A 25735-nucleotide genomic window follows, 5' to 3' on the forward strand; every position below is an offset into this window, starting at 1 on the left:
TCTTGCGTTTCGGTACGCCGCCAGCCATTCAGGTCTGGCTGAGTTATAACGCCCAAGGCCAGCTTTTCGTTGGAAGCACATTCATCTCGCACCTTTACAGATTCACTTTATGATACTGTAAACAATAAAAAGACGCCTTGCAAGACTTTCACATGTGAAAGTTTTCTTGTTTACACCTGCTCGCTTGGATCAAACCCCAGTCGTCGATTTTTCTTGATTATAGGTTTGAATCTATATAGTATTGCACCTATATTAAGTAAGGAGGAATCATGTGGGCCATCGAGACAACCGACACCTTTGATGAGTGGTTCGATGCTCTGGATGATACTGATAGAGCCAACGTCCTTGCTTCGATGATGGTACTTCGTGACAGAGGTCCTATGCTTTCGAGGCCATACGCTGACACTGTGAACGGTTCATCCTACAGCAACATGAAAGAGCTACGGGTTCAAAGCAAAGGAGATCCTCTCAGAGCGTTCTTTGCATTCGATCCAAAGCGTAAGGGGATTCTTCTCTGTGCCGGTAATAAGACTGGGGATGAGAAACGATTTTATGAAGTAATGATCCCAATTGCAGACCGTGAATTTGCGGCGCACTTGGATAAATTAAAGAAGGAGTAAACGTTATGGCAAGAACTCTTGACCAAATGCTGGCAACAGAAAAGCCTGATGTTGTTGCCAAAGCACAGAAAGCGGCGACTGAAATGTTGCTGAACATCCACCTAGCAGAGCTTCGCTCTCGCATGAAACTCACCCAAGGTGAAATTGCTGCTTCTCTGGGGGTTAAACAACCGACAGTCTCTGATATGGAGAAACCTGGACGAGATCTAAAACTTTCGTCCATTAAGCGCTACGTTGAGGCATCCGGCGGTAAGCTGCGACTCGATGTGGAACTGCCGGACGGCACCCACTACGGTTTTTCTGTTTAACATGCACTACGCCCCGGAGCGGGGCGTATTACTTCTCCTGATCTTCTTCTAGCCGCTTGCGGTATATCTCTCCTGCACGTTCCCTACCATCTTCGGTTAGCTTAAAAGCCAGCTTTAGAGAAGGGTTCCTGTACTTACTCAATAAACCATTCTCCACCAGCGTGTGGCATGATGTTCGGAAATTCGTTCCATGAATACCGCTATGACGCGATGAGTTGATCATCTCCAGTATTTTCACGCCAGGAACAGGCTGGGCTTTTCCACCAGCCTCAATTGCGTATAGAATGAACAGAACATCCTTCTGCGTTGACGACAGTCTCACGCCGCCCCCCTTATTCATGTCTGATATGAATAAGGCTCCCACAAAAGGAGCCTTATGTAAATCTTATTCATGTGTCACATGATTAAGAGCTAGTTAACGGAGTCTTTTAGCCCCTTACCAGCTTTAAACCCAGGTATCTTGGCCGCAGCGATTTGGATATTCTCACCAGTCTGGGGATTTCTCCCGGTTCGCGCAGCGCGTTCCTTGACTTGGAAAGTACCAAAACCAGTGAGCGCCACAGTTCCACCTGCTTTAAGCTCCTCTGTCACTGAGTTGATCAGCGCATTCACCGCAGCTTCGGCCTTTGCTTTGCTAATGTCAGCGTCTTCGGCCACTTTCATAATCAGTTCGCTTTTGTTCATATCGTCCCCTTAGTGCAAATTAATTTGAACAATTCGTTTGTTTTTCAATATTTGAGGATCTACATCCCCAATGTTTTGTGATGTTATGACTACCTTCATATCATGACTAATAGCCAGCGCCAGCACATGATCCAATTCATCGCCTTGTTGGTAGCAATGAATTTCGTCTATCAATAACGTTCCATTTTCCGTCGGTTGAAAATAGTCTCTACTGGAGAGCTTTTGTCCTTTTTTTTCCCAATAGAGTTCAATTATCTTGTCGCCCGATTCGTAAGGCAATCCAAGAGCTCTTGTGGCAAGGACACTTTTTCCTGTTCCTGAGCTACCGACCAGTAACGGAATTTTCCCTTGATTAAGAGCTATGCTTATCGCATTTTCTATCCCAGGGTTTCTGCTATCTATATCGGCCACAGCTTCCTGTATTAATTTTCTCATTCTTAACTCCTGCATTCGTGAATAAAATCGACTAAAACTTTGACCATCAGGTACAGCGCATCAAAAACTTAGTCTTTCCTACGCCATTCCCAAGGTGGGGTTCTCTCTGATTCTGGTAACGCCCAAAGGCCTCGCTTATCTGCTTTAGCCTCGGCCTCCAGCTTGAACAGCTCCGGTGTTTTGGCGTACTGCCGGTATACCCACGCACTACCAGAGCGAACCATTTCCGCATTGACCCACTTGCCATCGACATAGAGATTGGCAACCAGGCGGCCATAGCGGTCTTTGTCGATTTGCTCCACTTTGATCATTCGACCAAACACCAGATCTGATAAGGCCTGCTTCGCCTTTGAGCCGTATGGCTGCTTTTTCTCTGGGGTATCGATCTCCGCGAGCCTTACTCTGTACTGGATCTTGCCACTCCGGCAGTCTTTCCCGGTATCGCAGCTTTGTTCCGTTAGCACTTTGACCGTATCACCATCAGACACCCCCACAACCTTTGCAGTGAAGGTCTCTGCCCACACATGAGGAGCCAGCACCAGCATTGCTGATAGGAACGCTGAAATCCTCATCTTTTTCACAAAACCCACAGTCATAGTCACTCCACCAAATTAATTGTTTTTTTCAGCAGGCAATGCCTTGGCCCAGCAGAGCCTTGTCTCATTCACCTTGCTATCTACGATTCGACAAGCATCCCATTTAAGTGATGACCAGTTTGCTATGGTTGAGGCTAACCAGTACCAAGGTGCAGTAAACACCGGCTGCCCACCTTCCTTCGTTTTAAATACATGGTATCGCATGTTGTTTCTCCTGTTTGATTGAGGCTTATGCCTCGTAATAGAAATTCTTCGTGTCCGGGTAAGGCTTGAAGCAATGAGCTGTGGCTCTCCCCAGAGAAAGAACCGTAGCCTCAGCTTCTGGCTCTTCCTCGGTATCTTCATGAGACTCCCCACCAAGTTGCGTTACCCATTCGGCAGCGAGTCGCACCCCCTCATCAAACGGCACTTTGTTCTTTTGGAGCACATCAAGATAGGCAAGCAGCAAACAGTGAGGCGTGATGACAGAGGAATTCCAATCGGTTGCTAGACGTATATCGTTCATGTCAGCATACCAGGCATCGACTTGATGCTTTAATCCAACCTCGGCCATCATGCCGTGCTTACCGGCAACCTTTCTGCCTTCCTCTACCAAATCAACCGGGGCGTCCCAGTAGAGAACTCCCCCGTCCGCATCTTGGGTCGCACACGTTGCACCTTGCGGCCAATGCCTCCGTTCCATAATGAGCTCGCAGAGTGTTTGGTTGCCTACAGGAGCCTTGTAGTCCTCATCGAGATTCACCACGATGGTTTCCGGCTCCCGTTCAACAGGTGGCAGGTATTTTGCGACCAGAGGCATTGTCAAAATCACAGCCCCATCCATATGAAAGGATGTTGGTGCCTTCACTATCCTGTCTATCACCCAGCACCAAGCATGAAGCAACCGATCCTCCACCTTGTCGTCAGCCTCAATCTCTTGAACGAACTGGTTGAAACGAGCCTGACTGTCCAGAAACAGGCCTGTGCTTTGACACTTGTCGCTAATCGTATGAATGAGCTCTGCCTGCTCCAGAAGCATTTCTCGGGTGACTTCTTGTGCATCACCGAATGCGTCAAACAACTTTGTCATGTAGTCACGAATTTGCATGTTCTTCCCTCACGTCATCGAACTGCTTTGCAAGCTCAGGATCACCGGCCCAGCGAAGGGCGTCTCCCATATGCGTGAAAGCGCGTTTATTGTCATCCTGCTTATTCACCATGACCGGCGTCTTTTGGTCACGAGGCTGTAGTAGCCAGTACCCGGCCTCTTCCTTGATTAGTTCTGCGGCCACCAGCAAGCCGTTCTTCGTTGCAATGATCATCATCAGCTCCCGTGGTTAAGCCAGTAGGCATAGACAGTGATGGCAAGGCCTCCCGCGAGCACAATGACTGCGGCGGTACGCTGGACCCACTTCGATGTACCAAACCGCGCCAGGTGTCCCCCCAGGAACTGGAAAGGTGCCGTCTTTCCGATAGCGCGAATCACCCAGGTGATTGCCAACAGAAGGATGGCTGTGGCCGGGTATATACCAACCCCTAAGAGATTCATCTCTCCGACCGCGAGCTGATAGATGAATGCCAACAGCATGGCTACCGCAGTCAATACGGCTACAACCTTGGTCCCGTTTCGCCAGTCCCACGCTCGACGTGCGTCACTGGTAAAAATCACCATCGAGACAAGGAACGGCATAAATGGCAGGTTCATGCTGGTGGGTTTATCCATGAATGCGTCAAGACCCACAAACATGGCCGTCATCACCACATAGAACAACAGGGCGGGGACAAGCATGTCGCGTAAAGACCGAACCTGGTTGGCGTTCGCGTTTTGAGTATTCGTCGTCATTGTGTTTGCCCCTTCAACATTCCCCATAGCTGACGGTGAAGATCAGCGATTACCTTGTACGTCCCCTTCACGGCTGGTTGCTCAAGGGTCTTGAGCATCCACAAAGCAATAAACAGGCTGGAAAGCAGTGCCACCACCAACTGGATGTTGTGGCTACTCAAATAGACGGCATAGCCGTTTAGGCAGGCACTCAATAGCAACCAGACCCTGGCCGTCATCAGTCCCCAGCGGTGATAGGTCACGAGCAGGTAGGCTGTTACGACAGAACAGAGTGTCATTGCACCAGAAGTGGCTAGGTAAACGACCCATGTACTGGCCTCGCCAGTGACGTAAGTGCCACCAACGGAGAAAGACAAGCCAAAAATCCAAATTGCTGCATTCCGGAGTAGGGCATCAACAATGATGTAACTAGCAGCGAGATTGATAATTCCGCGTTTTAGCATTGCCCTCTCCTATAAATCTTGACTGCCGACAAAGAACAGTGGCTGGTAGTCTGGGACCTTCACGAGTTGCAGCTCTTCATCGACTTCAAAACCGTTATGCTTGAACCAGGCAACAGCCATCTTGTTGACAGAGACGATTGCCTCACCAGTGGCCTTGTTCAGGGCCTTTGACGTCGCTGTCTGCTGATAACGATAAATTTCAGGAGGGACCGCAAGAGCGAATGCTGTAGTGGCTTTTACAGGGCACGTAATTGCCATCACTCGAAGGTATTCATGCGTCATTGTGTCGAACCGGGTGTGGGCCATCACGCGCTCTTCGACATCAACATCCTGAACATCGGCGTAATAGTTCTCCTCTGCTAAGCGCAGCTCATCAGGAATGTTGCGAGAGAACCTTTCCCTGCTCGGGGCTACAGTCCTCATCACCGCGTCGAGATTGGCATTAACCCAGTCAACCCAGAGTGGAGACTCTCTATCTATCCAAGTCCCATCAGATAGCTTCTGGAGCAGCCATTGGCGACCGGATACCAAACCGATCAGAACGCTGACAGGAACCCAGTCACGCTTTCCAATAGCAAAACCGTTCACATCACCGATGTAGTAAAAGTAGAAGTGCCCCTGCTTGGCTTCGCCATAGTCAAATTCTGCTTCCTGCGCCAAGTGCGAGTTTTTTTTACCTTCCCTATTAAGGAGGTAAGTATTAAGTTCGCTGGGATATTCTGGGAGGGTCGAAGGCCCAAGAATTGGAGGCCTCTGCCTTACAAATGGATCTTCCTCAGGCCACTTGGAATGCACCTGGTAGTAGAGTCGCATCAGGAAGTCGTCCTGTGTAGCAAGATGCCCTATGTGCCATTCACACTGCGACAATAAGGTGGTCTTGCTGGCTATGGCTTCGACCAGTTCCCGATGCTCATCAAGACGTTTGGCAATGTTTCTCGCGTAGTTGAGCTTTTCCACCGGCATGTAGCCAAACTGACGAGCTCCCTGATGAATTAGGCTTTTAATCATGTCTCACTCCCTTGGAATATTTCTCCAGCTCAGCTTTGAGCCTACTATTTTCATTTGTTGCTTCCATCAGCTTCTCCCGGTACTCCTTGAGCTTCTGTTGCGAATGCCAGGATTGTCCATTCGATACTGACTTCGTGATGGCGGCGACCTCATCCGGCGTTAACCGGGTGAGCTGCTCTTCCGGGTAGATCAGGATGGTGTTGCTGTCCCAATCAAACCCAGCATGAATTGCTTTCACCCCTACGGTAGGGGTTCCACCGATCCCTCCAGGCTGGTGGATGACTAACCTCAAAGGCGCTGAGGCCTTGTGAGGATGAAGGCTATCGAGAGCCTCTTTTGCTTCTTGTAACTCCATAGGTTCACCTCATAGTGAAATCAGGCCCCGGAGAGCCTGACTTTCACATGTGAAAGTTAATTTGCTTTCTGCTGTCTGGCAGAAACCTTCAAGGCCAGCACCTTTTGCATATCGGGCTGCTGGAAACGAATCTTGGTCCGTTCAGGCCAAGAGTCCATCTCATTGCAACGCAGGGTGTCTATGGCTGCGTCACGATAAACCTGATAGAGATCGGTTCCACCAATGGAGTTAATTGCCATCATTGCTGCAAACATCGGGTTGCTATTCATGACTCCGGTAAAACTCTCAGGGGTCATCGGGGTATTGCATGACTTGTTAAGGGCCACCAGCAGGTCATTACCAACCAAAGCACATGCCTCACATAACTGTTTTGTATCATCCAGAGCCATCTTGTATTCGTTGCTTGGCTGAGGGGCGCTGGAACAAGCCGACAGGACAAGCAGCCCCCCAAGCAAACATCCCAATTTAGTTGTTGTATTGATCATCTGTTCTCACTCCACTTTCACATGTGAAAGTTTTATTGGTTCGCTGAGTCGTCTTGTTGCGACTCAATCATCATTTTTCGCATCACCGCCATGATGGCTTGTGCTGGTTGAGCACCACCAAGTAACTGACTCTTACCTGTCTGGTTGTCTACAACAAAGGTGGCTGGAGTACCATTAACGCCGTAACTCTTGGCTTTCTGGATGTCAGCTTGAACTTTATCTTCGTACTTGCCAGAGCTGAGGCACTCACGGAAAGCATCCAGATCAGCACCTACGCCAGTGACAACGGAAGCAAGGTCTTCAACGCCGCGCCCGTTACCTTGGGAACGCTGGAATACATCATTAATAAAGACCCAGAAGCCTCGGTTGCCTTTCTGCTCTGCAATACATTCAGCGGCCAGAGCTTCCTTGTGAGCAGCCGGGTTATGGAAATCGAGGGGCATGTGCTTCCACTGCCAGTTCACATTCCCTTTACTGGCATCCACAATCTGTTTTGGTGTGTCATGAAATTGCTTGCAGTACGGACACTCCAAATCAGAAAACTCCACCAGCGTGAATCGGGCACCAAGGTCCCCATAGATGTGCTTGCCATCCTCAACCTTTTCGGGAGCCCCCTCAAACTGGGCATACTTTTGATCGATGTCCGATTGCTGTTTTTGCTCGACAAACTTGTTGATGCTTGCCGCCACAGCCGCATCAAACTCGGCTTTGCTCTTGAAAGTGACGCCTTCGGCATCCTTCACCTGGTTCACAGTGGATTTCACGCTGGCGATTTCTTGCGCCAGCTCTTTCTCTTTCACGAATTGGTAAATCCCGAAGCCGGTTCCTACAAGCCCTAAAAAAACGGCGGCAATAACCCCGATGCGTAGTGTTTTGGTACTTTGTTCTGTCATATCAAATTGCTCCTATCAGTAAACTTTCACAGCGCTGAGTTCTTGCACGAACGAGTTGGCTTCGAGCTTGGCTCGTTGAGTCAGTCTCCGGATGATGTCTTCGGTTGGTGTGTAATCCACTAGGCTGGTCTGGTGAATGACGTCTCGCGCCACTGAGTTCAAACTACCCAGCCCATCAATCAAACCAATCTCTTTGGCCTGCTCACCATTCCAGAGCAATCCAGAAAACACCTTTTGGTCGTCTTTCAGTCGTTCCCCCCGACCAGCCTTCACTCGCTCGATGAACTGCTGGTGGGTTTTTGATAGAACTCCTTCCCAGAACGTCTTCATATCAGCGGTAAGAGGGGAGAAAGGATCGAGAAGTGCTTTGTGCTCTCCGGAGGTGATAGCCCGTCGCTCAATGCCGAGCTTGTCCATCAAGCCGGTAAACCCGAACCCGGAGCTGATAACGCCGATAGAACCAACCAGACTGGCGCGGTCTGCATAGATTTCATCCGCCGAAGAGGCGATGTAATAACCGCCTGAGGCACCAATGTCATCAATGATGGCGTAAACCTTTTTCTCCGGATGCAGAGCCCGTTGCGCCTTCACCTCTTCATAAATCCGTCCAGCCTGAACAGGGCTACCTCCTGGGCTGTTTATGCGAAGAACTACCGCTTGAGAGTTAGGGTTGTCGAATGCAGCCTGAATGGACGGAATAAGATGGTCCGCGTCTGCCAGCGTTCCTGCTGCAATCTCGCCACGGATGTTGATGTAGGCGGTATGGGGAGCTGCTGCTTTGGCGCTTTGCCAAGGCATTCCACCTGGATTGGAAGCTAGGATGATGAAGCCGACCATGAGAAGTACGAAGCCTGATGCACGAAGCACACGCAACATTGTCCGCCAGCGACGATCTTTCACTTGCTCTTTGTGAAGGGTGAACATGTATTTCTCAATGAGTTCTCTCTCCCAGGGGATTTCTTTGTTTTCTGCCATTAGTCGTTCCTTTTGCATGTTTCAATAATCTGTCCCCAGAACTCCTCATCAGTGCTATCAGCCCGATCTTTGACTTTCTGGTAAACAAGGTTGCTGTTGAGCTGATGCTCACGACAGAACTGAGCAATATTGCTGTAGGTTCTATCCTGGTAGGTGAAGGGTTTTCCTTTACCTTTTTTCTTGGAGAGGATGAGTTTCCACTCATCATTGGTGAGTTTTTCTGCGGTCTTTCCGGTATCCGCAATGCGTCTCCGCACTGTAACCGGATCAAGTCCATGTGCTCTGGCTATACTGGCAATGCAATTGAATTTCCGACCATCAATCATGACAGTAGGCAAATCACCAGAAGCCGCTTCCTTGAACCGGAACCCTCTGTAACCAGGTTTGAAGATCCCTGGAGCAAGTTGTTCACGGAACTCTATTGCTTGTTCTGACCGAACAAATTTGCTGTCGATCTTGCTCAGCATATATTTGGCCCGAGCTATCACTTGGTAGAGAGTCTTTTCCAAGAGCATGGCATCAGCAGCTCGACTCGGAAGACCAATATCATCTTCTTGCTCGATACCCAGCATTTCTGCATGGCTGGAGCCTTCTGCATGTCGAAAACACCCGTCATACTCAAAAAGAAAGGAGGCCAAACCTCCTCTCAGCTTTGCTTTGAACCGGGTATTGGCCGCATTCTCTGGCGCTGGAGCCAGAGAGGATATTTCAATCCCTAATTTGGAGGCCAACGCTCGCAGGTCTTCCTCTCCAATCCTGCAACCGGGCTGCATGATCTTAGCCAGAGCAGATTCATCACCGCCGCGTTCTTTAAGCTCAGCCAAGAGATAGGGAGCTCGTACTAGCCCCATAAGCTCAAGCCCCCTGAATCGCGTGGATCACAAGCTCACAGAGCTTCCCGTAAACAGGTGCAATACAGAGTGAAGCCATCACCATACCAAAGGCTTTCGACGGGGCTTCTTTAGCGAATTTAGTCAGCCACGGCATCATGCCGCATAAAGCTGCAACCATAGCGCCAGCCATCCCCTGGGAAGGGAAAGCAAGCGCTTGGGCCAGAATGAAGATACACTGGGCGTATGCCGCATGGGTCATCGCTTTTTTATCTTCAACTGTGAATTCCACAGCATCTACGTTTTTGATTTTTTCCATCACATTTTCCTCATGCAACATCAGGTTTTCCGAAAAATTTCTCATACACTTCGAGGTCAAAGGCCAACATAGTCTTTGCTGCCTTTTCACTGAGCTGGTGGAGACTGAGCATCTGAACTTTGTTAGTACCAGTCACTTGCAGGTCAACTGCGAACCAGGTTCCACCTTCGGCTACTGCCAGAACTTGTACCGCCCAAGGTTTATCAAGTCTTTCTGCCGGGGTAAGCATGTTCGACACTTTTGCAACCGTCGCGGTTGAACCTACCCAGTGCTTGTCGAACGCAATGACGTTCAACGTTTCAAAAGCATTCTTCGCAGCCTTGAAACGACTCTGGACAGCATCTTGTTGCTTCCAAGCCAAGAACTGGAGAAGGGTTATTCCACCAGCCATAAGGGTGATAAAGCTCAACCCATTAGCGGCAGCTACAACTGTTGCCATCAGGGACCCCAACATGACTAAGCGGTTATGTTTAAGTTGAGCCACGATTCACCTCCTATGCCAACCAGCGTACAGGACTTTTTAAAAATGCAACCCCGCCTAACTGCCCAATTCGGGCAACCGATTTTTCACAAAAAAAACTTTCACATGTGAAACTTTCCGCCACAGGAACAGGAGGGTTTTACCTGACCAGAACGGATCGATTGGTAGCGGTGCCACAGCTTGACCACTTCTTTTTCGCTAAGAAGGGTTGTTTTGATGTAACGGACTTTATCTCCGTCTGCTGTTTCCACAACGGTTCGGACATAGCCGTACTTGGCAACGGGCACTTTGTACTTGTGTGACAGAATTACCTGATAAACAGAGAGCTGGATAATGTCTGACTCATAGATGTGGTTTATCTGACGTAACTTTGTGTCCAGGGGGATGAGAATTCCTCTCTTTGTTTGGTACACCTGATCAACCCTGCCGTGCATTGGCACCGGCAGAGTGGTTGATACATCCTGCTCGGACAGAAACAAAGTGGCTGATCGTAGCTCCGGCGGCATGTTCTCTGATTTCCACCACGCCCAGGTGTCTCCAATACCGCGCTTGCGCCACTGGTCCACTTTCGCAATGACGAAAGGGGCGATGATCAGGACGAATATCCAGAGAGCTGCCTTCATGACTACCTCCGACCCCTAAACCACTCAGGATGATTAGATACATCCATGCCTTTAACCTGCGATGAGAATGCCAACACCTCTTGGCTCGTCAGGACGGTCTTAGGAGCCCGAGCAATGAAAGGCCTCAACAATCCAGAACCGGCGTAAATGTTGATTACCATGTGCAATCGCTCTGCTGCCCCTGACACTCTTCGCCAGCTCCGGTAAGTTTCCGTTGGTTTGGCATAGCCGACCAAGGCCGGAGCCAGCGTATCGGACTCCTTAGCATTCAATTTTCCTTTTGCAGCCTTTGATACGAACTCAGCGATCACCGAAGCCAGCATGTCGGAGGTAAGGTGAAGGGGGAGTTTTATGGTGTCGAAGTCAGCCTGCTTGATTGTGAACAGACGGATGTGATCGTTACGATAATCACGTACATAGATGACATGACTCTCAAATGGATTGGAGTGGTTAAAGGCATCCATACCCCAGCCAGCAGCCTCAAGATGTGCGTTTGACACTGATTTGTCGTAATCAAATTCCACGCTATTATTCTCCGTCTTGTCGTTCAGGAACTTTCACATGTGAAAGTTTTCCGTCGGTCATGATGTCCAGGACAGCTTTGCCCAATCTCATCCCTTTATGGTTTTGAACAGGGTCTCCCTTGTAGAAAAATCCGGGCTCGTTATCGGTATGAAATACCCCGTGAGGAATGTTGTCGTGATCGCCAAGCCACATGCGAAGCCTAAGATCCACCAGCCAACCATCATCCAGGACAACCCAAAAATGAGGTGTAACGATGTCCTTGGTCTGTTCGTTTCGCACAAATCCATACATGCAGTCATGCGGGACACCAGCTTCGTTCAGTAGGTGACTTACCGCCCATGTCATGCCGTCACATTCCATTTGGCAGTCGTCAAGTGTCATAAGGACAGCTTCCAGCTCTCGGTGCCACTCTGTCATCTGTTTAGCCACTGGCTTCACCACCAGCTCGTTTTTGTTCTCAGCCAGGATGATGTCATCTTCATCAATACTGCATTCGTCTATAGCTTCTGAGCGGATGGATACAGCTTCATCCCAGTCATCGCTTGAACCAAAAATGCTCCAGCCCTCAAGCCCGTAATTAACCCATATGATGAACCGCTTAATCGCTTTCATGTGCGGCCCCCTTTATCCGTGCAATGTTCCCACATACTCATCTCCAAACTGTAAACCCACCAAAAAACCACTTTCTAATGACTTTTAACTAATTGCGACAGGTGCCACCTGAACACCAATCACCGAAAAACCACCTTTAGATTGCTTTTTGGTGCTTCTCAAGTTCTCCTGAGTGATTAGTCGATCTGAAAACTTTACTTTTTACAGTATCATTTTATAATACTGTAAATCATAAAAACAACCCAGTAAAGAAAAAAATCGGCTTATGTTAAAACGAGAAAATCAACGAGATCTGTTCGATGACCATGTGATCTTGCCATCCTTGGAATCGGTTCTTACCGGTATGTCTTCAAAGCAGGTTTGTGATGAAAGAACAACGTACTTCTCTGCTCCGGATGTGGACTTGAGTTTGTACGACCACATCATTGTTTGTCTGTCAGGTGGCAAAGACTCAATTGCTGCGTATCTGCGACTGGTAGACATGGGGGTTGATAAGTCAAAGGTGGAATTCTGGCACCATGACGTTGACGGGCAGGAAGGTAGTTCTTTGATGGATTGGGCCTTTATGCGTGATTACTGCCGTCAGCTTGGGGATGCACTGGGTATCCCAATGTACTTCTCATGGCTTGAGGGCGGTTTTGAGGGGGAAATGCTCAAGGAGAATACCTACAGCCACCCCCATCGCGTAGAAACGCCTGAGGGGCTTCTGGTGCTGCCTAGAGACCATAATAGATCTAAGCCTGGCACACGCCTTCGTTTTCCACAGCAATCGCCGTCATTGCAAACACGTTGGTGCTCATCTGCCTTGAAGATTGATGTGGGCCGTAGGGCGATTAATAACCAGGAGCGCTTTAAGGAGAAGAAGATCCTTTTTATCACTGGTGAGAGACGTGAGGAAAGTGCAAACAGATCGAAGTATAACCAGCTCGAAGCCCATGCTTGTGACAGAAGATATGGGAAGACTGCACGGTTAGTGGATGCTTGGAGACCAGTTCTCCACTGGAGCGAGGAGCAAGTCTGGGAGGTGATAGAGCGTCATCGTATCCTGGCTCCTGTTCCATATCGGCTTGGCTGGAGCCGGTCGTCATGTATGACTTGTATCTACAACTCACAACGGATTTGGTCCACGATCCGTCACTACTGGCCTGATAGAGCTTGGAATATTGCTCGGTATGAACAAACCTTTGGTGTAACGGTATCAAGGAAAAAAATTGACGTTATTGATTTAGGTTCTGCTGTTGCGCCGATACATATAAGTGATATTGAAGCGTTGGAGCAGGTATCCAGAGAAAGTTACACACTCCCTATTTTCGTACCTGAGGGTCAGAGGTGGGCTCTTCCTGGTGGTGCGTTTGGCCGAGAGGCCTGTGGTTCTGATTGATTTGTGCTGAGGTGGCAATGTTTGATTTTGTTCTTTTGGTGTTTTTGGGCTTAGTTATATCCACTGTGCTGGTGCGCCGTTCTTCGCGGAAGGCAATGGATCTTGATTTGACATGGGTTCAGTCTTTTAAGGTAGTGCTGGTGCGAGGAATCGTTGCTTTAGGTCTGGGTTTTGGAATAGGCAAACTCGTATTTTTAAGTATCCAGTACGGTCTGTTGAGTGAGTCTGTTCTGAGGGATCATTCTTTTGTTTCTGTGGTGGTAGTGTTGCTCTGTGGTCTAGGTTCGTTCGTTGCATATCAATGGATCGTTGGGCGGATCTCTGGAAGATCTATACGCATTACCTCATTGATCAAAACTGTGCTGTATGAGTCGGGTTACTTTGTGCTGTCTATGTTTGCATTGTTGGTGATACTAATCGTGTTTGGCCTATTGCACGAGACTTTTTTCTAAAAAAACAAAGGTGATTACTTTTTGTTCAGCGATCATAAGGATAAATATAAAGATCTTTGATCTTTGTATAAAGGATTAAAAGCGGTTAAAGATAGGTTAGCCGCTCTAAATATGCCGTCAACGCCTTGATATTATTGAGAATCCCCTGTTTGTACCGTGCAAAGAACCCACATAGTTACGTGCAGCGTTCCCATAGGTTGCCGTGCAGTGTTCCCATATGCCTCTGGATCTTATCCACTGTTATCCACACGGAACCCCCTTTTTTTCCACAAAATCTTTAAAAAACATACCGTTCGTGCAGCGTTCCCATATATTTGTGTTGTCGTTCGTGCAACGTACCCATATGTTTTCCCTTAAACGTGCAGTTGCCCCATATATTTTCTACTAACGTGCAACGTACCCACATATCAAATTTGGTCGTTTTTTGCACCGTGCAGCATACCCACATGTAGCCGTGCAGCGTACCCACATACCAACCTCGTGCTTATACACAGGAAATGTGGATAACTTTTAGCCTTTCTCAGCGTGAACATGGTCACACTTTGGACTGTCAGGGTAATTTTGACCACTTTTAGTGTTTGTCCTGTCCTGTCAATCTTTGTTCTGCTTTGTCAATCGTGCAACGCTCCCATATATCAAACCCCATAACGTGCAGCTCCCCCACACATCAGTCCTTTAAGTATCAATGTCTTACAAGTTCAGCCTTAGTCTTGCGAGACTCCCTATTGCAGAGTTTCTACCGAGCTTGCACGGTTTTAAGGTTGCACCGTTATTTAACGTGCAACAAACCCATATATAGAGCGAAAGTCCCCGCTGCATATGGTCTCCAGTTCGTTGTATACGTGCAGGTTTCCCATATGCCGATGTCATCCCGTTTTCTGGATTTGACTGGAAGCCTTGGAGATCGAATTTCCTCTACGCATGAAAAAAGGCGCATCAGCGCCTTTTTCATGATCCCTCAGCAAGGAGATGCTGGCAGCTATCGTCCCTTACGCTGGCGCTCATCAATGATGTCGTGATCAATCATGCCTTGCTTAATGGCTCTTAGTTCTGTTTGCTGCTTACGCTTGTTGGATGCCATTACCTGCTTCACGAAGTTCTCGTGAGGCCTTATGACGTAACGCACGTCGATGACTTTGCGGCCATCCTTAATCTGGTTCGCGTCGTAATCACTTATGACCTCTTGTTTGATGAGAGCTTCCAGCGCGAGCTTCATGGCCCTGACGTTTTCTGGCATACGTGGGCTGAGCTCACGAGGGCTCTGGGTCAGAAAGCTGATAAGTGATGGCGTGTATGGCGAATCTGGGGATGCTTGAGTCCAGTAGTGACTCATTCTTTTGTAGATGTACCGGGCGAGAGGGGAGCGGATTTGCATTCCGATCTTGTAGTTGTACTGACGAAACGACAGATTCATGATCGATTCGTTTACCAGAGGGTTAAACTGCACATAGCACCTGGCGTTACCACCTTTCTTACGGAACTCACCTCTGGTGGTCAAGCCCACCATCGGGAAGAAGCTGGAGCTGATGAAGGCTTCGCCGTCATTACTAATACATTCGAGTGTTGCACCGCGACAAACTTGAATGGCTTCCTTGATCTCGTTCAGGTTGTAACCGTGACCCATCTTTGACAGCTCTTTTTGGAGTTCGTACAGAGTGAACATAACTCCGGCTTTGCCTTCGATCATGTGTCCTTTGCCGTTCACCGCGAGCTTGCGTAACGCATCCTCAAGGATTTCCTCTCGCTGTCCTGCATAGATCAGAACGGTTCTACCGTCATCTTTCTCGATGATGGCTGGTTTCACTTTTACTGTGAACTGCTGACCTCTGATTGAGCATTGTCTCGTCACTACAGCGTTAGAAAGGTCTTCGTGTTCTCTCTTTTGGTCCCAGATGTACTTGGGCAGCGCATCGTAAATTTCGATGGTGTTGGAGTAGTCGTCCTTTTTGGCCGGAGACTCAATGATCTCAAACAGGCTCATTTGTGGTGAGTCTTTGATTACGTCTAGTTTCTCCACGTCTTTGTCTTTGGTTCTCTTGCTCATGATTGTTCCGTCGATACTATCTAGCTGGTGGTCCATGCCGCCAGCAGTGTCAATACTCCCGCTGCTACCGTTGCTGCAAACACTAACTGGTAGATGCGACGCTTAGCCCCCGCAGCACTGTTCATGAAGCGCAGGGCAGCAGCTTCATACCGAAAATGGGCGAACTCACCTCTAAGGGTGTTATCGGTTCCCTGTGGCGATTGTGGGCGTTTTGCTGGGGCAGGGCGAGGATGCTTAGCAAATCTTTTTATCATCGTTTCGCATTTGCCGAGCTTCGCCAGCTCAGTGGCCGCTACAGATACTGTCATGTTATTACACCTCATCGTTATGAGTCTTGTTTAGCAGTCGCTCATACTCGTTAAGCGCCCGGCGAATTTTTGCTAACGCTGTCGCTCTTTGTCTTAACGCGGCATACCTGCTTTCTACTTGCTGGATAAGCTCTTGTGCCCAAGCTGGCTCTTTCTTGAAGTGCGACATGCTGTAGGCGTGACCTCGGCCCTTCTTGATATGTGTTGATAGAACCCTTTTCTTTTGACCTGGAACCTGTTCGACAAATCTGTTGCGATACCACTCTGCAACGAGTGATACACCTAGAATGCGAACTCGTGTACCAACACGCCCTTGTTCGTCCTCCGATGCTTCTTCACGCGCAGACCTGTGCGCGTTCCAGTACATATCTGCTTCCTGCTGTGCTTCGACAGCAAGAACAGCTATAGCGTGATCCAGCTTGCTCCGTAACTCCGTGACAAACTCTCGACCTTCTGCCTCAAGCAGATCTTCTGTTATCTCGGATCGTTCTTCTTCGAGCTTAGGATCTAGCAGATCCAACCATCGCTCTTTTGGTAGACTCACTTCAAAACCCTCCCAATTCCTATCCAATTCCTATCCACATAACTATCTATCTGGAATTTAAAGCTGATTATTCCAATATTGGAATCTAATCCTGTTACTAGGCTACCCCATCTTTGGAATTTGTCAAATACCCCTCTATCTATCTGGAATCTTACAGCCTTAATTCAGATGCCCATAATTTCTATGTGAATCCACTAGGCAAGATTCCAGATAGATTGGATAAAAAACCATAAGATTCCAAATATTTACGAGATCACTATGGGTACTGGTAAAGGAGTGCTTGATATGTGGTGGGGTGCTGTCGTCATTAATTTATCTATCCGTGCAGCATACCCACATGTATGGCCGGTTATAAAACCCAAAAGCCACCGAAAAGCAATCTAAACGCCCCTTTTGGGCAACTACAGAGGCTATATAGGCCTTAGTCAGGCTGTATTCTCTCTCCAACAAGAGAAAGACAATCGAAAAGCAATCAAAAAGCAATCTTTGGAGGATTTCATGAATCAGTTTGTTATGGGTTTGGATATTGGCTACTCCAACCTGAAAATGGCTATGGGTCATAAAGGTGAAGAAGCTCGTACTGTTGTTATGCCTGTTGGCGCTGGTCCACTGGAACTGATGCCACAGCAGTTAACTGGTGGCGCTGGGACCTGTATTCAGGTTGTGATTGATGGGGAGAAGTGGGTTGCTGGTGTTGAACCTGACCGTCTGCAAGGGTGGGAGCGAGAGCTTCACGGTGACTACCCATCAACGAAACCGTATAAGGCTCTTTTTTACGCTGCACTTCTGATGTCGGAACAGAAGGAAATTGATGTGCTGGTGACAGGTCTTCCAGTAAGCCAGTACATGGAAGCGGAACTCAGAGAGGCATTGAAAGCTCGGCTGGAGGGTGAGCACCAGATCACACCTAAACGAACGGTAACGGTTAAGTCTGTCGTGGTTGTGCCTCAACCTGCCGGTGCTTACATGGATATTGTCAGCTCTACAAAGGATGATGACCTACTCGAAATTATTCAGGGAGGGAAAACTGTTGTTATTGACCCCGGATTTTTCTCTGTTGACTGGGTTGCGCTTGAAGAAGGTGAAGTTCGTTATCACTCATCTGGCACCAGCCTAAAGGCCATGTCGATGTTGCTACAAGAAACTAATCGACTCATCCAAGAAGACCACGGTGGTGCGCCTGGCATAGAAAAGATCGAAAAAGCAATTCGCGCCGGTAAGACTGAAATTTTTCTCTATGGTGAGAAGGTATCGATCAAAGATTACTTTAAGAAGGCTTCAGCCAAGGTGGCTCAAAACGCATTAGTCCCTATGCGTAAGTCAATGCGGGAAGACGGGATGGATGCTGATGTTGTTCTGCTGGCTGGTGGTGGTGCCGAAGCATACCAGGATGCAGCCAAAGAGCTTTTTCCTAAGAGTAGGATCGTACTACCCAAAGAATCCGTGGCATCCAATGCCAGAGGCTTCTGGTACTGCGGCTAATAGATAGGAGGTCGTAGTGGCTGGTAGCAAATGGGATGGGAAAATATCTAATCTGAATATTTCGGAGCAAGGATTTCCGGAGTTATATCGTGAGCTGTCCCAGATGCAGCACAAGGCGCGTAGTGATCGGCTGCGCGCACTTGCTCTATTGGGGCTTTATTCTCTTCGTTTTTCTGGCAACATTGGGTCTTTTGGGCAACCGAGTTCAGAGCATCAAATTGCTAAGTCTCAACCTGAGCAGTTGCAGGTTGAAGATAAACTGGACTCCAAGCGTGATCAACTTAAAGGAAAACTGATGGGCTCCGTATAACATGAAAGACCACGAGGAATTCTCTACGCTATCAGCGGCTGAACGTAGAGAATTAATAATCGCAGAGTTAAAGCGAAAAAGCCGGATACGCACTCTATTACGAGGTCTCCCGCTGGATGAAGTTCGGGAGATCATAGACAGAATGAAAGGTGTTCTTAATGAACTGGAGGAAGAGTACAAAAAGCGAGAAGAAGAAGAAAAAGAAAAGCGAGCTCAGGCCGAGCGAATAATGAGTGACATGGAATCATGTGGAGTGGACATCAATCTTCTCAATGAGATGTACACAAGCAAATCAGAACCTGATAATGCGAAATATTCAAAAGACGGCGTATCCTGGAGCGGTCAAGGCCGTCGCCCCGATGCCTTTAAGGGGTTGGGGCGTGTTGAGCTAGAACGCTTTCGTATACCGCAGAAAAAGTAAAAAAATGAGCGCCGCAAAGTTGAGGCGCTCATCTTTTAGTTGAAAATGTCATAGGCTACTCAAGCACACTCTTTCTCCCCACCACCATGCCTTCCTTGTTCCTTGCAGAACGGACACTCAACGCAGGTTCTTTGATTGACAGAAGTGAAGTATGTGCATTTGCAATTATCGCATTCTTCCAGCATTGCGTCCCCACTTCGTAACTCAGAAGCAAGACACCAAGCGTCGGTAATATCAAACGGAGCCCATCGCGCACCTTTCATTCCTGGCACTTCTTTGCGAATAGCGTGATACATTCTGAACGCCTTATTTAGGGCTTTTATGTTCACAGAACGTAACACTGCTTCCCCACCAATGTTGAAATAGAGCTGCATCAAAAGTGATGCCTGTATCTTGGACGTATGGCTATGGATAAGTGTCGCACCACCTCTGAACGTCCTGGACTTTCGCTCCAGAGTGTATCCATCTCTTTCCAAATCTTGATAAAGCCGTCGGACCTGCTTATAGGTCAGCCCTGTCTCGATCATGATAATTTTTGTGATGTATCCGGCGAGGGCCATGTGTCTAGCTGTAACCCACCGACCCAATGTACCAGAGCTGCCAATGTTCATCTCCACCTCCCACGTCCCTGTAGAGACTGTTGCAGTTTTTTCAATACTGGGTGTGTTACCTCATCCCGACTATCATCAAGGATTTCTTCAATGATGCTGGGAGCGAAACGCAGTGTAAAATGCGTTACTGTTGTTCCAGACATATGACGCAATTGACTATCTGTTGCTTTTGCCACCAGCTCCGAAAGCTCTCTCGATACACCGAAAACTTCTTTAGCCATCTCCGGGTCTCTCGAAGCAACGCGGTTAAATAGCAACCAATAGGCCGCATCAAACTCATCGACGCTATGATTGATGAAAACAACGGGATCATAGGCTCCTGATAGCCGCGTTAAGATGTTCTGTTCTGCTGTTTCCAGCTTGAAAGAAATCAGTACGCCAGAGGCAAGCGCTTCTAATTGGGAAGGTGTCGCCAGTGATAATTTTTGTACCGTGCCCATGCCCAAAGCAAATTGTGAGGCCGCGTCCTCTGGACGTTCTTTTGCCAGAGAGCAAAGCAGATTCCAAAGTGTAAGATCGAATTCGTAGACGTTTCTGTCTGCTTTTTCTTGATCGAGGTTGACCGCTTTAGCATCCCAAGCCCCAATAATGTCTAGTTCTAACATTTCGCTCCCCCTCACAAATCACGAAGGTTGCGATAGATAGCCAAGACTCGACTACCGTAGTTTCTGGCTCGGATTTCGTCTTCCCATGCATGATAACGGCCAATACCAAGCTCCAAATCATTTGGAGATGACTGAATGGCTTCTGAAAGCACTTCTGCACCAACCATTACGTTGGTTTCAGGGTTAAGAAGTTCTGCTGGTGAAGATACTCTGTGACCATTCCAACGGATGTTCACTTGCATGAACCCAACATCAATTGCCCGTCCATACTGTTGCTGAAATTCAGCCAGCTTCGCCTTGGCCTGGTCTTCCGACTTGGCATAGAAAGGAAGCCCCGGAACGCGAAGCGTCCAAGGCCAAGGACTTATAGCGCCGTTACCTCGTCCAGAGGCAGATTCGGCCAATGCGACCGAATACACCAGAAGAGGATCAAGGTTATGTGCTTTCGCAGCTTTGTCGAAGACCGTCCCACTCAGGTCAATAGCATTTGCTGTTGACGACAAGAGAGCCGCAGAAAGAACCAATACTTTTGCTTTGTTCTTCATCAGCTTGCCTCCTTATGTTTAATGGGTATTTCGTGTTCTTCGTCATACCGCTCAGGCCAAATCTCAGACGGCTTCATACCCAAAGCTGTCGCTATCTCGTGCTCCCAACGTGGGCTGGGCTTGTAGAGTGCTGTAGACACTACCTGCCGAGAAGTTTTGTGTTTTCTACCCAATGCGGCCAGAGAAAGCCCCTGGATCTTTAATTTGTACTTGATCCATTCGCGTTTTTTCTCCGGGTCGATTGGGATGTCTATTACTTGGCATTTGTCCATTGTTGCCACCCCTTAAACTGCGTTATTACCAATACTAAAAGTGCGTTATTAAATGAACGCTTTTAGAGTTTCTCTATTGTCACAAACTGACATATTTTGCGCCCTTTATAAGCCCAAATAATGATGCTGTAAACAATAGAAAACCTTTAAAAACATACACTTAACTTTGTACCGACAGTACAAAGTTACAATATTATTAGTAATAAATAAGATACAAATTATTTTGAAATAGTATTAGAAAGTGCGCCAATGGAATGACGGAAATAGCGCACGGGAGGTGCGATATTTTGGGATATATAATAGCGTTTTGGTATAAGTGATTTTATGGATACAGCGAGGGCTGAAATTGCGAATACAGCAGGAGCTGAGGAGGGCAGGGAAGGCAAAGGAGCGCCCCGACCACACAAGGATGATGGAGTTTACAAAATGAGATATTTGGAAATAAAGACTCTGCGATGTTGCAGATAGGGACCAAAACGTTAGCAATGGCCTGTAGCATAGTTTATGCGATCTGTTTGACATGTTCAACTATGTAATGGTTTGTCAACAAATGCCTTGTTCCGTAAGGTCTGACTTTCACATGTGAAAGTTTCGGAGCGCATTTTAATCATAAATTTTCTTGATGAAATGCTTTCTTAGCAAAAAATAGTCAAATTTTCACAGTTGCATTTTTTGATGCTGTGGTAAACTTGATTTAAAGATTGAGTGAGGGGTTTTGTATGAAGCATGTGATCAATATTCTGCTACTGGGAATGGTTCTTCTTGGAATAGCTATGATGGCTGATACCCCTTGGGGGCTTGGTGTGGCATTGGCTCCTTTTGCAGTTTGGGGGGCTCGGTTCCTATTTTTTATTCACAAAAGCCTTTGGGCTGCTGTGGTTTTTTGGGGGGGGATCGCCTACTTCCAGTGGCAAGTTGCTTTAGCGGTCGGAGCCCTGTTTGGAATGACATGGTTAGTCCGATCTGCTCGGTCAGCTTACAAAGAGGCACCGCCTACTCGACGTAAAAAGAAACATGCTGGTGGTTTTCAAGATTCCTACGACTTTGATCAGAAGTATCATATTGGAGCTGGAGACGAATAAGGGGGCCGATGGCCCCCTTATTGTTTGCTTGTTTTTAGAACCGCTGGTTTGCTATGTTGTAGCCCCTGATGGCTGTCAGATAGCTTCCTGAACGATCCCCGGCGTCTGTCGAGTTTTGCAATACGTTTACCAACTTGTCTGTAAATTGTTCGTTCTGCTGAGAAAGAACAGGTTGACCATCTTGCATCATTGGTGAGCCATCTGGGTTGCGTTCTGCGTATTCCATTTTCAGGTTTTGAACAGCTTGGTCCATGCGCCCTTGGTTGGTATCAAAAGATTCAGCATAAACAGCAGCTTGGGATTCCGTCAGCCCGTATCGGCTTTGAGCAATAGACTGCATAGTCTCTTTAAACTCATCACCGTACTGGCTCATAAACTGCTGAGCCGCTCCACCACCTGCTTCTGAGGCTGAGGCAAGAGCGGCTGCATAGAACGCTCCTCGTTCCTCAATGTTCATTCCTTTGGCCGCTTCTGACAGGTCGGATTTACCTGTTAACCATTCTTTGGCTGCATCATATCCGCTGGCCGCAGCTCCCATGACGTTGCGGCCAAGTTTAGCCATCCCAACCAAAGCATCACCGGCCCAGCCAAACTCTTCTTTTACCGCTTCATCTCCCCGTTGAGTCGCCGCAATGAATTGATCTCGCTGTTCAGGTGTCATCGTTCTCATTTGGTCCATCGCTTTAGAAAAAGCATCTGCGCCAGCCTGACTCCCAGCAATTAGAGCTCCGCCAGCTTGCTCAGCTCTACGGCCCATCCAATCAGAGGAGTTATCCCACGCGCCCCATGAAGATGCGCTCTTGGACATCTCTGGAAGCGAGTTCATAAGGTTGTCCTGAGATTTTTTCAATTCAGGAGCTGACACATCACGCTCAGTTTGCTGTGCTTTATTGTTAAGAGCTGCTGAGCCGATAGCATTGTCATTTTGAACAAGTGGACTGTCTGTTGGTAACTGGCTGGCTTCTGACGCAGGATTGGTTCCTGCCATACCCGCCACATTCTCACGAAATCCAGGTTGTAAGTTGGGGCCACTGCCAACAGCTCCTTGAACCTGGGAAGGCAGCCCTTGAACATTAGGACCTTCAATGCCGTTATTTCCGTAAGCATCGCCATTAAACGCTCCATTGCGACCTGATGCGGTATTAATAGCCTGTAGTGCTGCTTGATACCCACCAAGCTCCTTACCAGGTTCGTAGTTTTTGGAGTTAGTCATTGCAGTCATTCGCGCTGCTGCTTGAGCCACTTGAGGGGACATTCCGTAAGACTGGTATCTTTGTTGTAGTGAAGAAGCCTCGTCTTTCACAGACTGTGGTGCAGCATTACGGAAGTAGTCGTTCAGTTGATTCATAGCCGCTGGAGTTTGCGCGACAGCGCCACCGAGAGTTTTAAAGTCGGTGTTCGTCATGGACCCCATTTGATTCTGGAGCTGGCTCATTGTCGTGAATGTATCTGACGCAGAAACCAACTCAGAAGCCGACTTGGACAGATTCTGTGAAAGGTTATCCCCCCATGTTTGCTTAAATGATTCGCTACCAGAGCGGCTGAAACCCTGTGCTAATTGATTCGTTAACGCTTGGCTATCGGTCTGCGAATAACTAACACCTTTCATGAACTGAGACACATCACTTGCAGACCAGCTTGAAGAGTCTTGCGCGGATGACTCTGTTGATCCCTTTGCTTGTGCTTTGATGTCAAGGAGATCACTACCGCCACCACCAGACTGACCTTCACCTCCGGCGGGAACAAGAGCTGTACTACTAGATTTAACTCCAGCAGCAGCCTTCATCGCTGCTCTCGCTTTGCCAACCATAGGCATGAGCATGGACGCCGCCTCGTCAACATCGAGAGTGCCCATAGCCTGCATGGCAAACGCACCCTTTACAGCATCGGAGTGAGTATCGTCCACCTGGAACTTATCCATAAAGTTCTTGGCTTGCTGGTTGACGAGCTGGCTCTGAGCTGTGTTTTGCGAAGATACATTGCGCCCTACATTGGAGAGTCTCGAATATGCTTGATCCTGGCTCACTCCATCAGAAAAACCTCGCCCTAAGGTGCTCTGGAATGCCTCTGATTTCTGACTTTGTAACGCTTGAGCGGAACTAACTCCTGAGGCCAATGTGGAACCAAGAGAGAAGGTGCTGATCATGCTTTCTGCGCCGTTCGCCATCGCTCCACTGAACTGATTGTGATTGTAAGCTGGCTGACTCTGCATGACCGGACCTTGCTTGAGGAGATCTGGTGTTTGCATCTTCTCATCAACATGGTCAGAGCCACTAATTCTTGATGCTAAGCTGGTGAAGGCATAGGTACTACCTGTGACGATAAACAGTGAAATTACAGGGGTGGCCGCTGCAAGCATCCCGCCTGTAGCTATCCAGTGTTGCAACACATCCCCAGTCGAAGATAGTGCGTACATAGAATTGAGGCCAGAAGCGCTGAGGCTAGACATCTCGTTTGACGCGGCTGTGTGAACAAAGAGGTTGATAATCGAGAGAACCGGCATCCAGAGCTGAATCCAGAGTATGGTTTGAACATATTTACCAGCCAACTGGAGCCCAAAGCTGCCCATCACAATGATAAAAGCAATTATCGGGGTGATAGCGTAGATGAAACCCTCGAAAAACGTCAGCATTGGGCGAACGACCGTCATAAACATAGACTGTTCTGCGGCCCATTGAGTGTTACGTTGCTGGATCGCTTGGTTGACCATCAAAGCAGAACCGTAATCCTGGAGATCCTGATAGCGACCTGCTGCGGCTTCGTAATAGAGAGGTTCCAGAACGGCGGCTTTCAGGTAGTCGATTGATGATGTAGTGGTGGCTCCCATAGCTTGAAGGGAATCAGTCAGCTTCGTTAGTGCGTTATCGCCGGTTGAAGTGTCTATGCCAAGCAAGCTGTTCAGGGCATCAACAACAACGGGACTGCTCAGGTTTGCGGTGGCAGAACTAATTGCCACCCATCCGTCTGTACAGGTGTAATCTGCTCCATCTGGGTCTGACGTAGATAAATACAAGCGAGTACCGTAGAGCTGCGAGTTGAAACGTAAAGCAGAATCAGTAGAACGATTCATTAACTCATCAAGTGACATGAGGTTAAGATCGACTTTAGTCAACGTACATTCCCTGATGTAGTTGTTCCAAGAGCGTCTCACGTCAACGTAGCCTCCGCCATTTGCAGAGTTAAGAGCGGTGAACACCCCTGTGTCATAGGCTCGCCTTCTGACGTCGTTAAGCAGTTTCAGTGTTTCGGAGAAATGGCTTTCCGTAACATTAGGGACGATCACGCCATACCCGGTTTCAAACAAATTGGTGATGGTGTATCCCACATTGGATATGACGCCACCAGCAAAACCTACACCAATAGGTACATTGGCTACGACCCGAACTTGCCCAGTATAAGCGTCTTCGATAGTCACTGTTGTGGTCGGGCCGAAGAAGCAAGCATACAGAATCCAGCCGACCAGAACCTGCTGAATGTTTATTTGCTTTGCGCCTTGGAAGACAGACTGAATACAGACCATTAAGACACCAAGAAGCAGGCCGATACTGACCATTTTCTCGAAGTCTCCAGTTCCGGTGATCATTGATACTGCAATCAGGATTTGCTCCAGAAAAGCAGAGTCACCAATAGAGTAGATTGAAAAAGCTCCCATTCCTATTGCCCC

The 25735-nt window shown here is 48.1% G+C and carries 36 protein-coding genes; 8 read left to right on the forward strand and 28 right to left on the reverse strand.

Annotation, left to right across the window (positions count from 1 at the left end):
• Window positions 1–269 precede the first annotated feature (269 nt).
• Together VRUMOI_RS17860 and VRUMOI_RS17865 are read left to right on the forward strand one after the other, a co-directional pair.
• Window positions 270–620, forward strand: a complete 351-nt coding sequence (locus tag VRUMOI_RS17860; RefSeq protein ID WP_013141682.1) for a type II toxin-antitoxin system RelE/ParE family toxin — start codon at window positions 270–272, stop codon at window positions 618–620.
• A 5-nt stretch (window positions 621–625) separates the two neighbouring features.
• Window positions 626–928 carry an XRE family transcriptional regulator gene (locus VRUMOI_RS17865; RefSeq protein ID WP_071681528.1) on the forward strand — a complete coding sequence of 101 codons (303 nt, stop codon included), beginning with the start codon at window positions 626–628 and terminating at the stop codon, window positions 926–928.
• Between the two features lie 28 nt (window positions 929–956).
• Here VRUMOI_RS17865 and VRUMOI_RS17870 read toward each other — a convergent pair whose 3' ends face one another.
• From VRUMOI_RS17870 to VRUMOI_RS17965, 20 genes are all read right to left on the reverse strand, one after another.
• Entirely contained in the window at window positions 957–1250 is a 294-nt protein-coding gene (locus tag VRUMOI_RS17870; RefSeq protein ID WP_071681628.1) for a chromosome segregation protein ParM, read from the reverse strand.
• 89 nt (window positions 1251–1339) lie between these two features.
• Window positions 1340–1612 carry an HU family DNA-binding protein gene (locus tag VRUMOI_RS17875; RefSeq protein WP_013141679.1) on the reverse strand — a complete coding sequence of 91 codons (273 nt, stop codon included), beginning with the start codon at window positions 1610–1612 and terminating at the stop codon, window positions 1340–1342.
• 9 nt (window positions 1613–1621) lie between these two features.
• Complete coding sequence (locus tag VRUMOI_RS17880; RefSeq protein ID WP_089140464.1) at window positions 1622–2047, reverse strand: P-loop NTPase family protein; 426 nt, start codon at window positions 2045–2047, stop codon at window positions 1622–1624.
• A 68-nt stretch (window positions 2048–2115) separates the two neighbouring features.
• Window positions 2116–2643, reverse strand: coding sequence for a thermonuclease family protein (locus VRUMOI_RS17885; protein WP_071681532.1), 528 nt, complete (start codon window positions 2641–2643; stop codon window positions 2116–2118).
• Between the two features lie 15 nt (window positions 2644–2658).
• Window positions 2659–2847, reverse strand: a complete 189-nt coding sequence (locus VRUMOI_RS19550; RefSeq protein ID WP_071681535.1) for a hypothetical protein — start codon at window positions 2845–2847, stop codon at window positions 2659–2661.
• 25 nt (window positions 2848–2872) lie between these two features.
• Complete coding sequence (locus tag VRUMOI_RS17895; protein ID WP_071681537.1) at window positions 2873–3730, reverse strand: hypothetical protein; 858 nt, start codon at window positions 3728–3730, stop codon at window positions 2873–2875.
• Window positions 3717–3947: a hypothetical protein gene (locus VRUMOI_RS17900; protein WP_089140465.1), complete on the reverse strand. Its 231-nt coding sequence runs from the start codon at window positions 3945–3947 to the stop codon at window positions 3717–3719. Before VRUMOI_RS17900 ends, VRUMOI_RS17895 begins: the two co-directional genes overlap by 14 nt.
• The gene (locus tag VRUMOI_RS17905) at window positions 3947–4465 is read right to left on the reverse strand and encodes a nitrite reductase (RefSeq protein ID WP_089140466.1); all 519 of its coding nucleotides are present in this window, start codon (window positions 4463–4465) and stop codon (window positions 3947–3949) included. Before VRUMOI_RS17905 ends, VRUMOI_RS17900 begins: the two co-directional genes overlap by 1 nt.
• The gene (locus VRUMOI_RS17910; protein WP_000919345.1) at window positions 4462–4908 is read right to left on the reverse strand and encodes a Fe3+-siderophore ABC transporter permease; all 447 of its coding nucleotides are present in this window, start codon (window positions 4906–4908) and stop codon (window positions 4462–4464) included. Before VRUMOI_RS17910 ends, VRUMOI_RS17905 begins: the two co-directional genes overlap by 4 nt.
• A gap of 9 nt (window positions 4909–4917) precedes the next feature.
• Window positions 4918–5916: a hypothetical protein gene (locus VRUMOI_RS17915; protein WP_089140467.1), complete on the reverse strand. Its 999-nt coding sequence runs from the start codon at window positions 5914–5916 to the stop codon at window positions 4918–4920.
• Complete coding sequence (locus tag VRUMOI_RS17920; RefSeq protein WP_089140468.1) at window positions 5909–6271, reverse strand: hypothetical protein; 363 nt, start codon at window positions 6269–6271, stop codon at window positions 5909–5911. The genes VRUMOI_RS17915 and VRUMOI_RS17920 overlap by 8 nt, the downstream gene beginning before the upstream one ends.
• A 56-nt stretch (window positions 6272–6327) precedes the next feature.
• Window positions 6328–6756: a hypothetical protein gene (locus VRUMOI_RS17925; protein WP_089140469.1), complete on the reverse strand. Its 429-nt coding sequence runs from the start codon at window positions 6754–6756 to the stop codon at window positions 6328–6330.
• Between the two features lie 32 nt (window positions 6757–6788).
• Complete coding sequence (locus tag VRUMOI_RS17930) at window positions 6789–7649, reverse strand: DsbA family protein (protein ID WP_071681551.1); 861 nt, start codon at window positions 7647–7649, stop codon at window positions 6789–6791.
• Window positions 7650–7664: 15 nt separating this feature from the next.
• A complete protein-coding gene (sppA, locus tag VRUMOI_RS17935) occupies window positions 7665–8624 on the reverse strand; it encodes a signal peptide peptidase SppA (protein WP_162598456.1) in 960 nt (319 codons plus the stop codon).
• A complete protein-coding gene (locus VRUMOI_RS17940; protein WP_071681552.1) occupies window positions 8624–9475 on the reverse strand; it encodes a hypothetical protein in 852 nt (283 codons plus the stop codon). Before VRUMOI_RS17940 ends, sppA begins: the two co-directional genes overlap by 1 nt.
• Before the next feature lie 4 nt (window positions 9476–9479).
• Window positions 9480–9773 carry a hypothetical protein gene (locus VRUMOI_RS17945; RefSeq protein WP_162598457.1) on the reverse strand — a complete coding sequence of 98 codons (294 nt, stop codon included), beginning with the start codon at window positions 9771–9773 and terminating at the stop codon, window positions 9480–9482.
• 10 nt (window positions 9774–9783) lie between these two features.
• Complete coding sequence (locus VRUMOI_RS17950) at window positions 9784–10257, reverse strand: hypothetical protein (RefSeq protein WP_013141668.1); 474 nt, start codon at window positions 10255–10257, stop codon at window positions 9784–9786.
• Window positions 10258–10355: 98 nt separating this feature from the next.
• Window positions 10356–10877 carry a hypothetical protein gene (locus tag VRUMOI_RS17955; protein ID WP_071681555.1) on the reverse strand — a complete coding sequence of 174 codons (522 nt, stop codon included), beginning with the start codon at window positions 10875–10877 and terminating at the stop codon, window positions 10356–10358.
• Between the two features lie 2 nt (window positions 10878–10879).
• Window positions 10880–11401: a hypothetical protein gene (locus VRUMOI_RS17960; RefSeq protein ID WP_089140470.1), complete on the reverse strand. Its 522-nt coding sequence runs from the start codon at window positions 11399–11401 to the stop codon at window positions 10880–10882.
• Between the two features lie 4 nt (window positions 11402–11405).
• Entirely contained in the window at window positions 11406–12014 is a 609-nt protein-coding gene (locus tag VRUMOI_RS17965) for a hypothetical protein (RefSeq protein ID WP_162598458.1), read from the reverse strand.
• Between the two features lie 265 nt (window positions 12015–12279).
• Between VRUMOI_RS17965 and VRUMOI_RS17970 the strand changes: the two genes are divergently transcribed.
• Both VRUMOI_RS17970 and VRUMOI_RS17975 read left to right on the forward strand, forming a co-directional pair.
• Entirely contained in the window at window positions 12280–13395 is a 1116-nt protein-coding gene (locus VRUMOI_RS17970) for a phosphoadenosine phosphosulfate reductase domain-containing protein (protein WP_089140471.1), read from the forward strand.
• Between the two features lie 17 nt (window positions 13396–13412).
• A complete protein-coding gene (locus tag VRUMOI_RS17975) occupies window positions 13413–13847 on the forward strand; it encodes a hypothetical protein (protein ID WP_041573998.1) in 435 nt (144 codons plus the stop codon).
• A gap of 979 nt (window positions 13848–14826) precedes the next feature.
• Here the strand turns inward: VRUMOI_RS17975 and VRUMOI_RS17990 are convergent.
• From VRUMOI_RS17990 to mobI, 3 genes are read right to left on the reverse strand one after another with little or no spacing between them, the layout of a single operon-like run.
• Complete coding sequence (locus VRUMOI_RS17990; protein WP_022635569.1) at window positions 14827–15927, reverse strand: RepB family plasmid replication initiator protein; 1101 nt, start codon at window positions 15925–15927, stop codon at window positions 14827–14829.
• Window positions 15912–16199: a hypothetical protein gene (locus VRUMOI_RS17995; RefSeq protein ID WP_041573997.1), complete on the reverse strand. Its 288-nt coding sequence runs from the start codon at window positions 16197–16199 to the stop codon at window positions 15912–15914. The genes VRUMOI_RS17990 and VRUMOI_RS17995 overlap by 16 nt, the downstream gene beginning before the upstream one ends.
• Window positions 16200–16203: 4 nt before the next feature.
• Entirely contained in the window at window positions 16204–16743 is a 540-nt protein-coding gene (gene mobI / locus VRUMOI_RS18000; protein ID WP_161783458.1) for a conjugative transfer protein MobI(A/C), read from the reverse strand.
• A 498-nt stretch (window positions 16744–17241) separates the two neighbouring features.
• Between mobI and VRUMOI_RS18005 the strand changes: the two genes are divergently transcribed.
• From VRUMOI_RS18005 to VRUMOI_RS18015, 3 genes are read left to right on the forward strand one after another with little or no spacing between them, the layout of a single operon-like run.
• A complete protein-coding gene (locus VRUMOI_RS18005) occupies window positions 17242–18225 on the forward strand; it encodes a ParM/StbA family protein (RefSeq protein ID WP_036845016.1) in 984 nt (327 codons plus the stop codon).
• A gap of 16 nt (window positions 18226–18241) precedes the next feature.
• Entirely contained in the window at window positions 18242–18535 is a 294-nt protein-coding gene (locus VRUMOI_RS18010) for a hypothetical protein (protein WP_071681566.1), read from the forward strand.
• A 1-nt stretch (window position 18536) separates the two neighbouring features.
• Window positions 18537–18956: an H-NS family histone-like protein gene (locus VRUMOI_RS18015; RefSeq protein ID WP_071681568.1), complete on the forward strand. Its 420-nt coding sequence runs from the start codon at window positions 18537–18539 to the stop codon at window positions 18954–18956.
• A 59-nt stretch (window positions 18957–19015) separates the two neighbouring features.
• On the opposite strand, the gene VRUMOI_RS18020 is transcribed toward VRUMOI_RS18015, so the two are convergent.
• The 4 genes from VRUMOI_RS18020 to VRUMOI_RS18035 are packed head-to-tail and all read right to left on the reverse strand — an operon-like array spanning window position 19016 to window position 20989.
• Entirely contained in the window at window positions 19016–19567 is a 552-nt protein-coding gene (locus VRUMOI_RS18020) for a FlhC family transcriptional regulator (protein WP_071681630.1), read from the reverse strand.
• Window positions 19564–20172 (reverse strand): transcriptional regulator, encoded by a 609-nt coding sequence (locus tag VRUMOI_RS18025; RefSeq protein ID WP_071681570.1) that lies wholly within the window; start codon window positions 20170–20172, stop codon window positions 19564–19566. Before VRUMOI_RS18025 ends, VRUMOI_RS18020 begins: the two co-directional genes overlap by 4 nt.
• 11 nt (window positions 20173–20183) lie before the next feature.
• On the reverse strand, window positions 20184–20717 hold the full coding sequence (locus VRUMOI_RS18030; protein ID WP_071681572.1) for a transglycosylase SLT domain-containing protein: 534 nt from the start codon (window positions 20715–20717) through the stop codon (window positions 20184–20186).
• Entirely contained in the window at window positions 20717–20989 is a 273-nt protein-coding gene (locus tag VRUMOI_RS18035) for a helix-turn-helix domain-containing protein (RefSeq protein ID WP_023043913.1), read from the reverse strand. Before VRUMOI_RS18035 ends, VRUMOI_RS18030 begins: the two co-directional genes overlap by 1 nt.
• A 719-nt stretch (window positions 20990–21708) precedes the next feature.
• Between VRUMOI_RS18035 and VRUMOI_RS18040 the strand changes: the two genes are divergently transcribed.
• On the forward strand, window positions 21709–22071 hold the full coding sequence (locus VRUMOI_RS18040) for a permease (protein ID WP_089140473.1): 363 nt from the start codon (window positions 21709–21711) through the stop codon (window positions 22069–22071).
• A gap of 34 nt (window positions 22072–22105) precedes the next feature.
• On the opposite strand, the gene VRUMOI_RS18045 is transcribed toward VRUMOI_RS18040, so the two are convergent.
• The gene (locus VRUMOI_RS18045) at window positions 22106–25723 is read right to left on the reverse strand and encodes a conjugal transfer protein TraG N-terminal domain-containing protein (RefSeq protein ID WP_022635568.1); all 3618 of its coding nucleotides are present in this window, start codon (window positions 25721–25723) and stop codon (window positions 22106–22108) included.
• Window positions 25724–25735 lie beyond the last annotated feature (12 nt).

Origin of the sequence: Vibrio rumoiensis (assembly GCF_002218045.2) — a bacterium.
Classification (GTDB): Bacteria; Pseudomonadota; Gammaproteobacteria; order Enterobacterales; family Vibrionaceae; genus Vibrio; species Vibrio rumoiensis.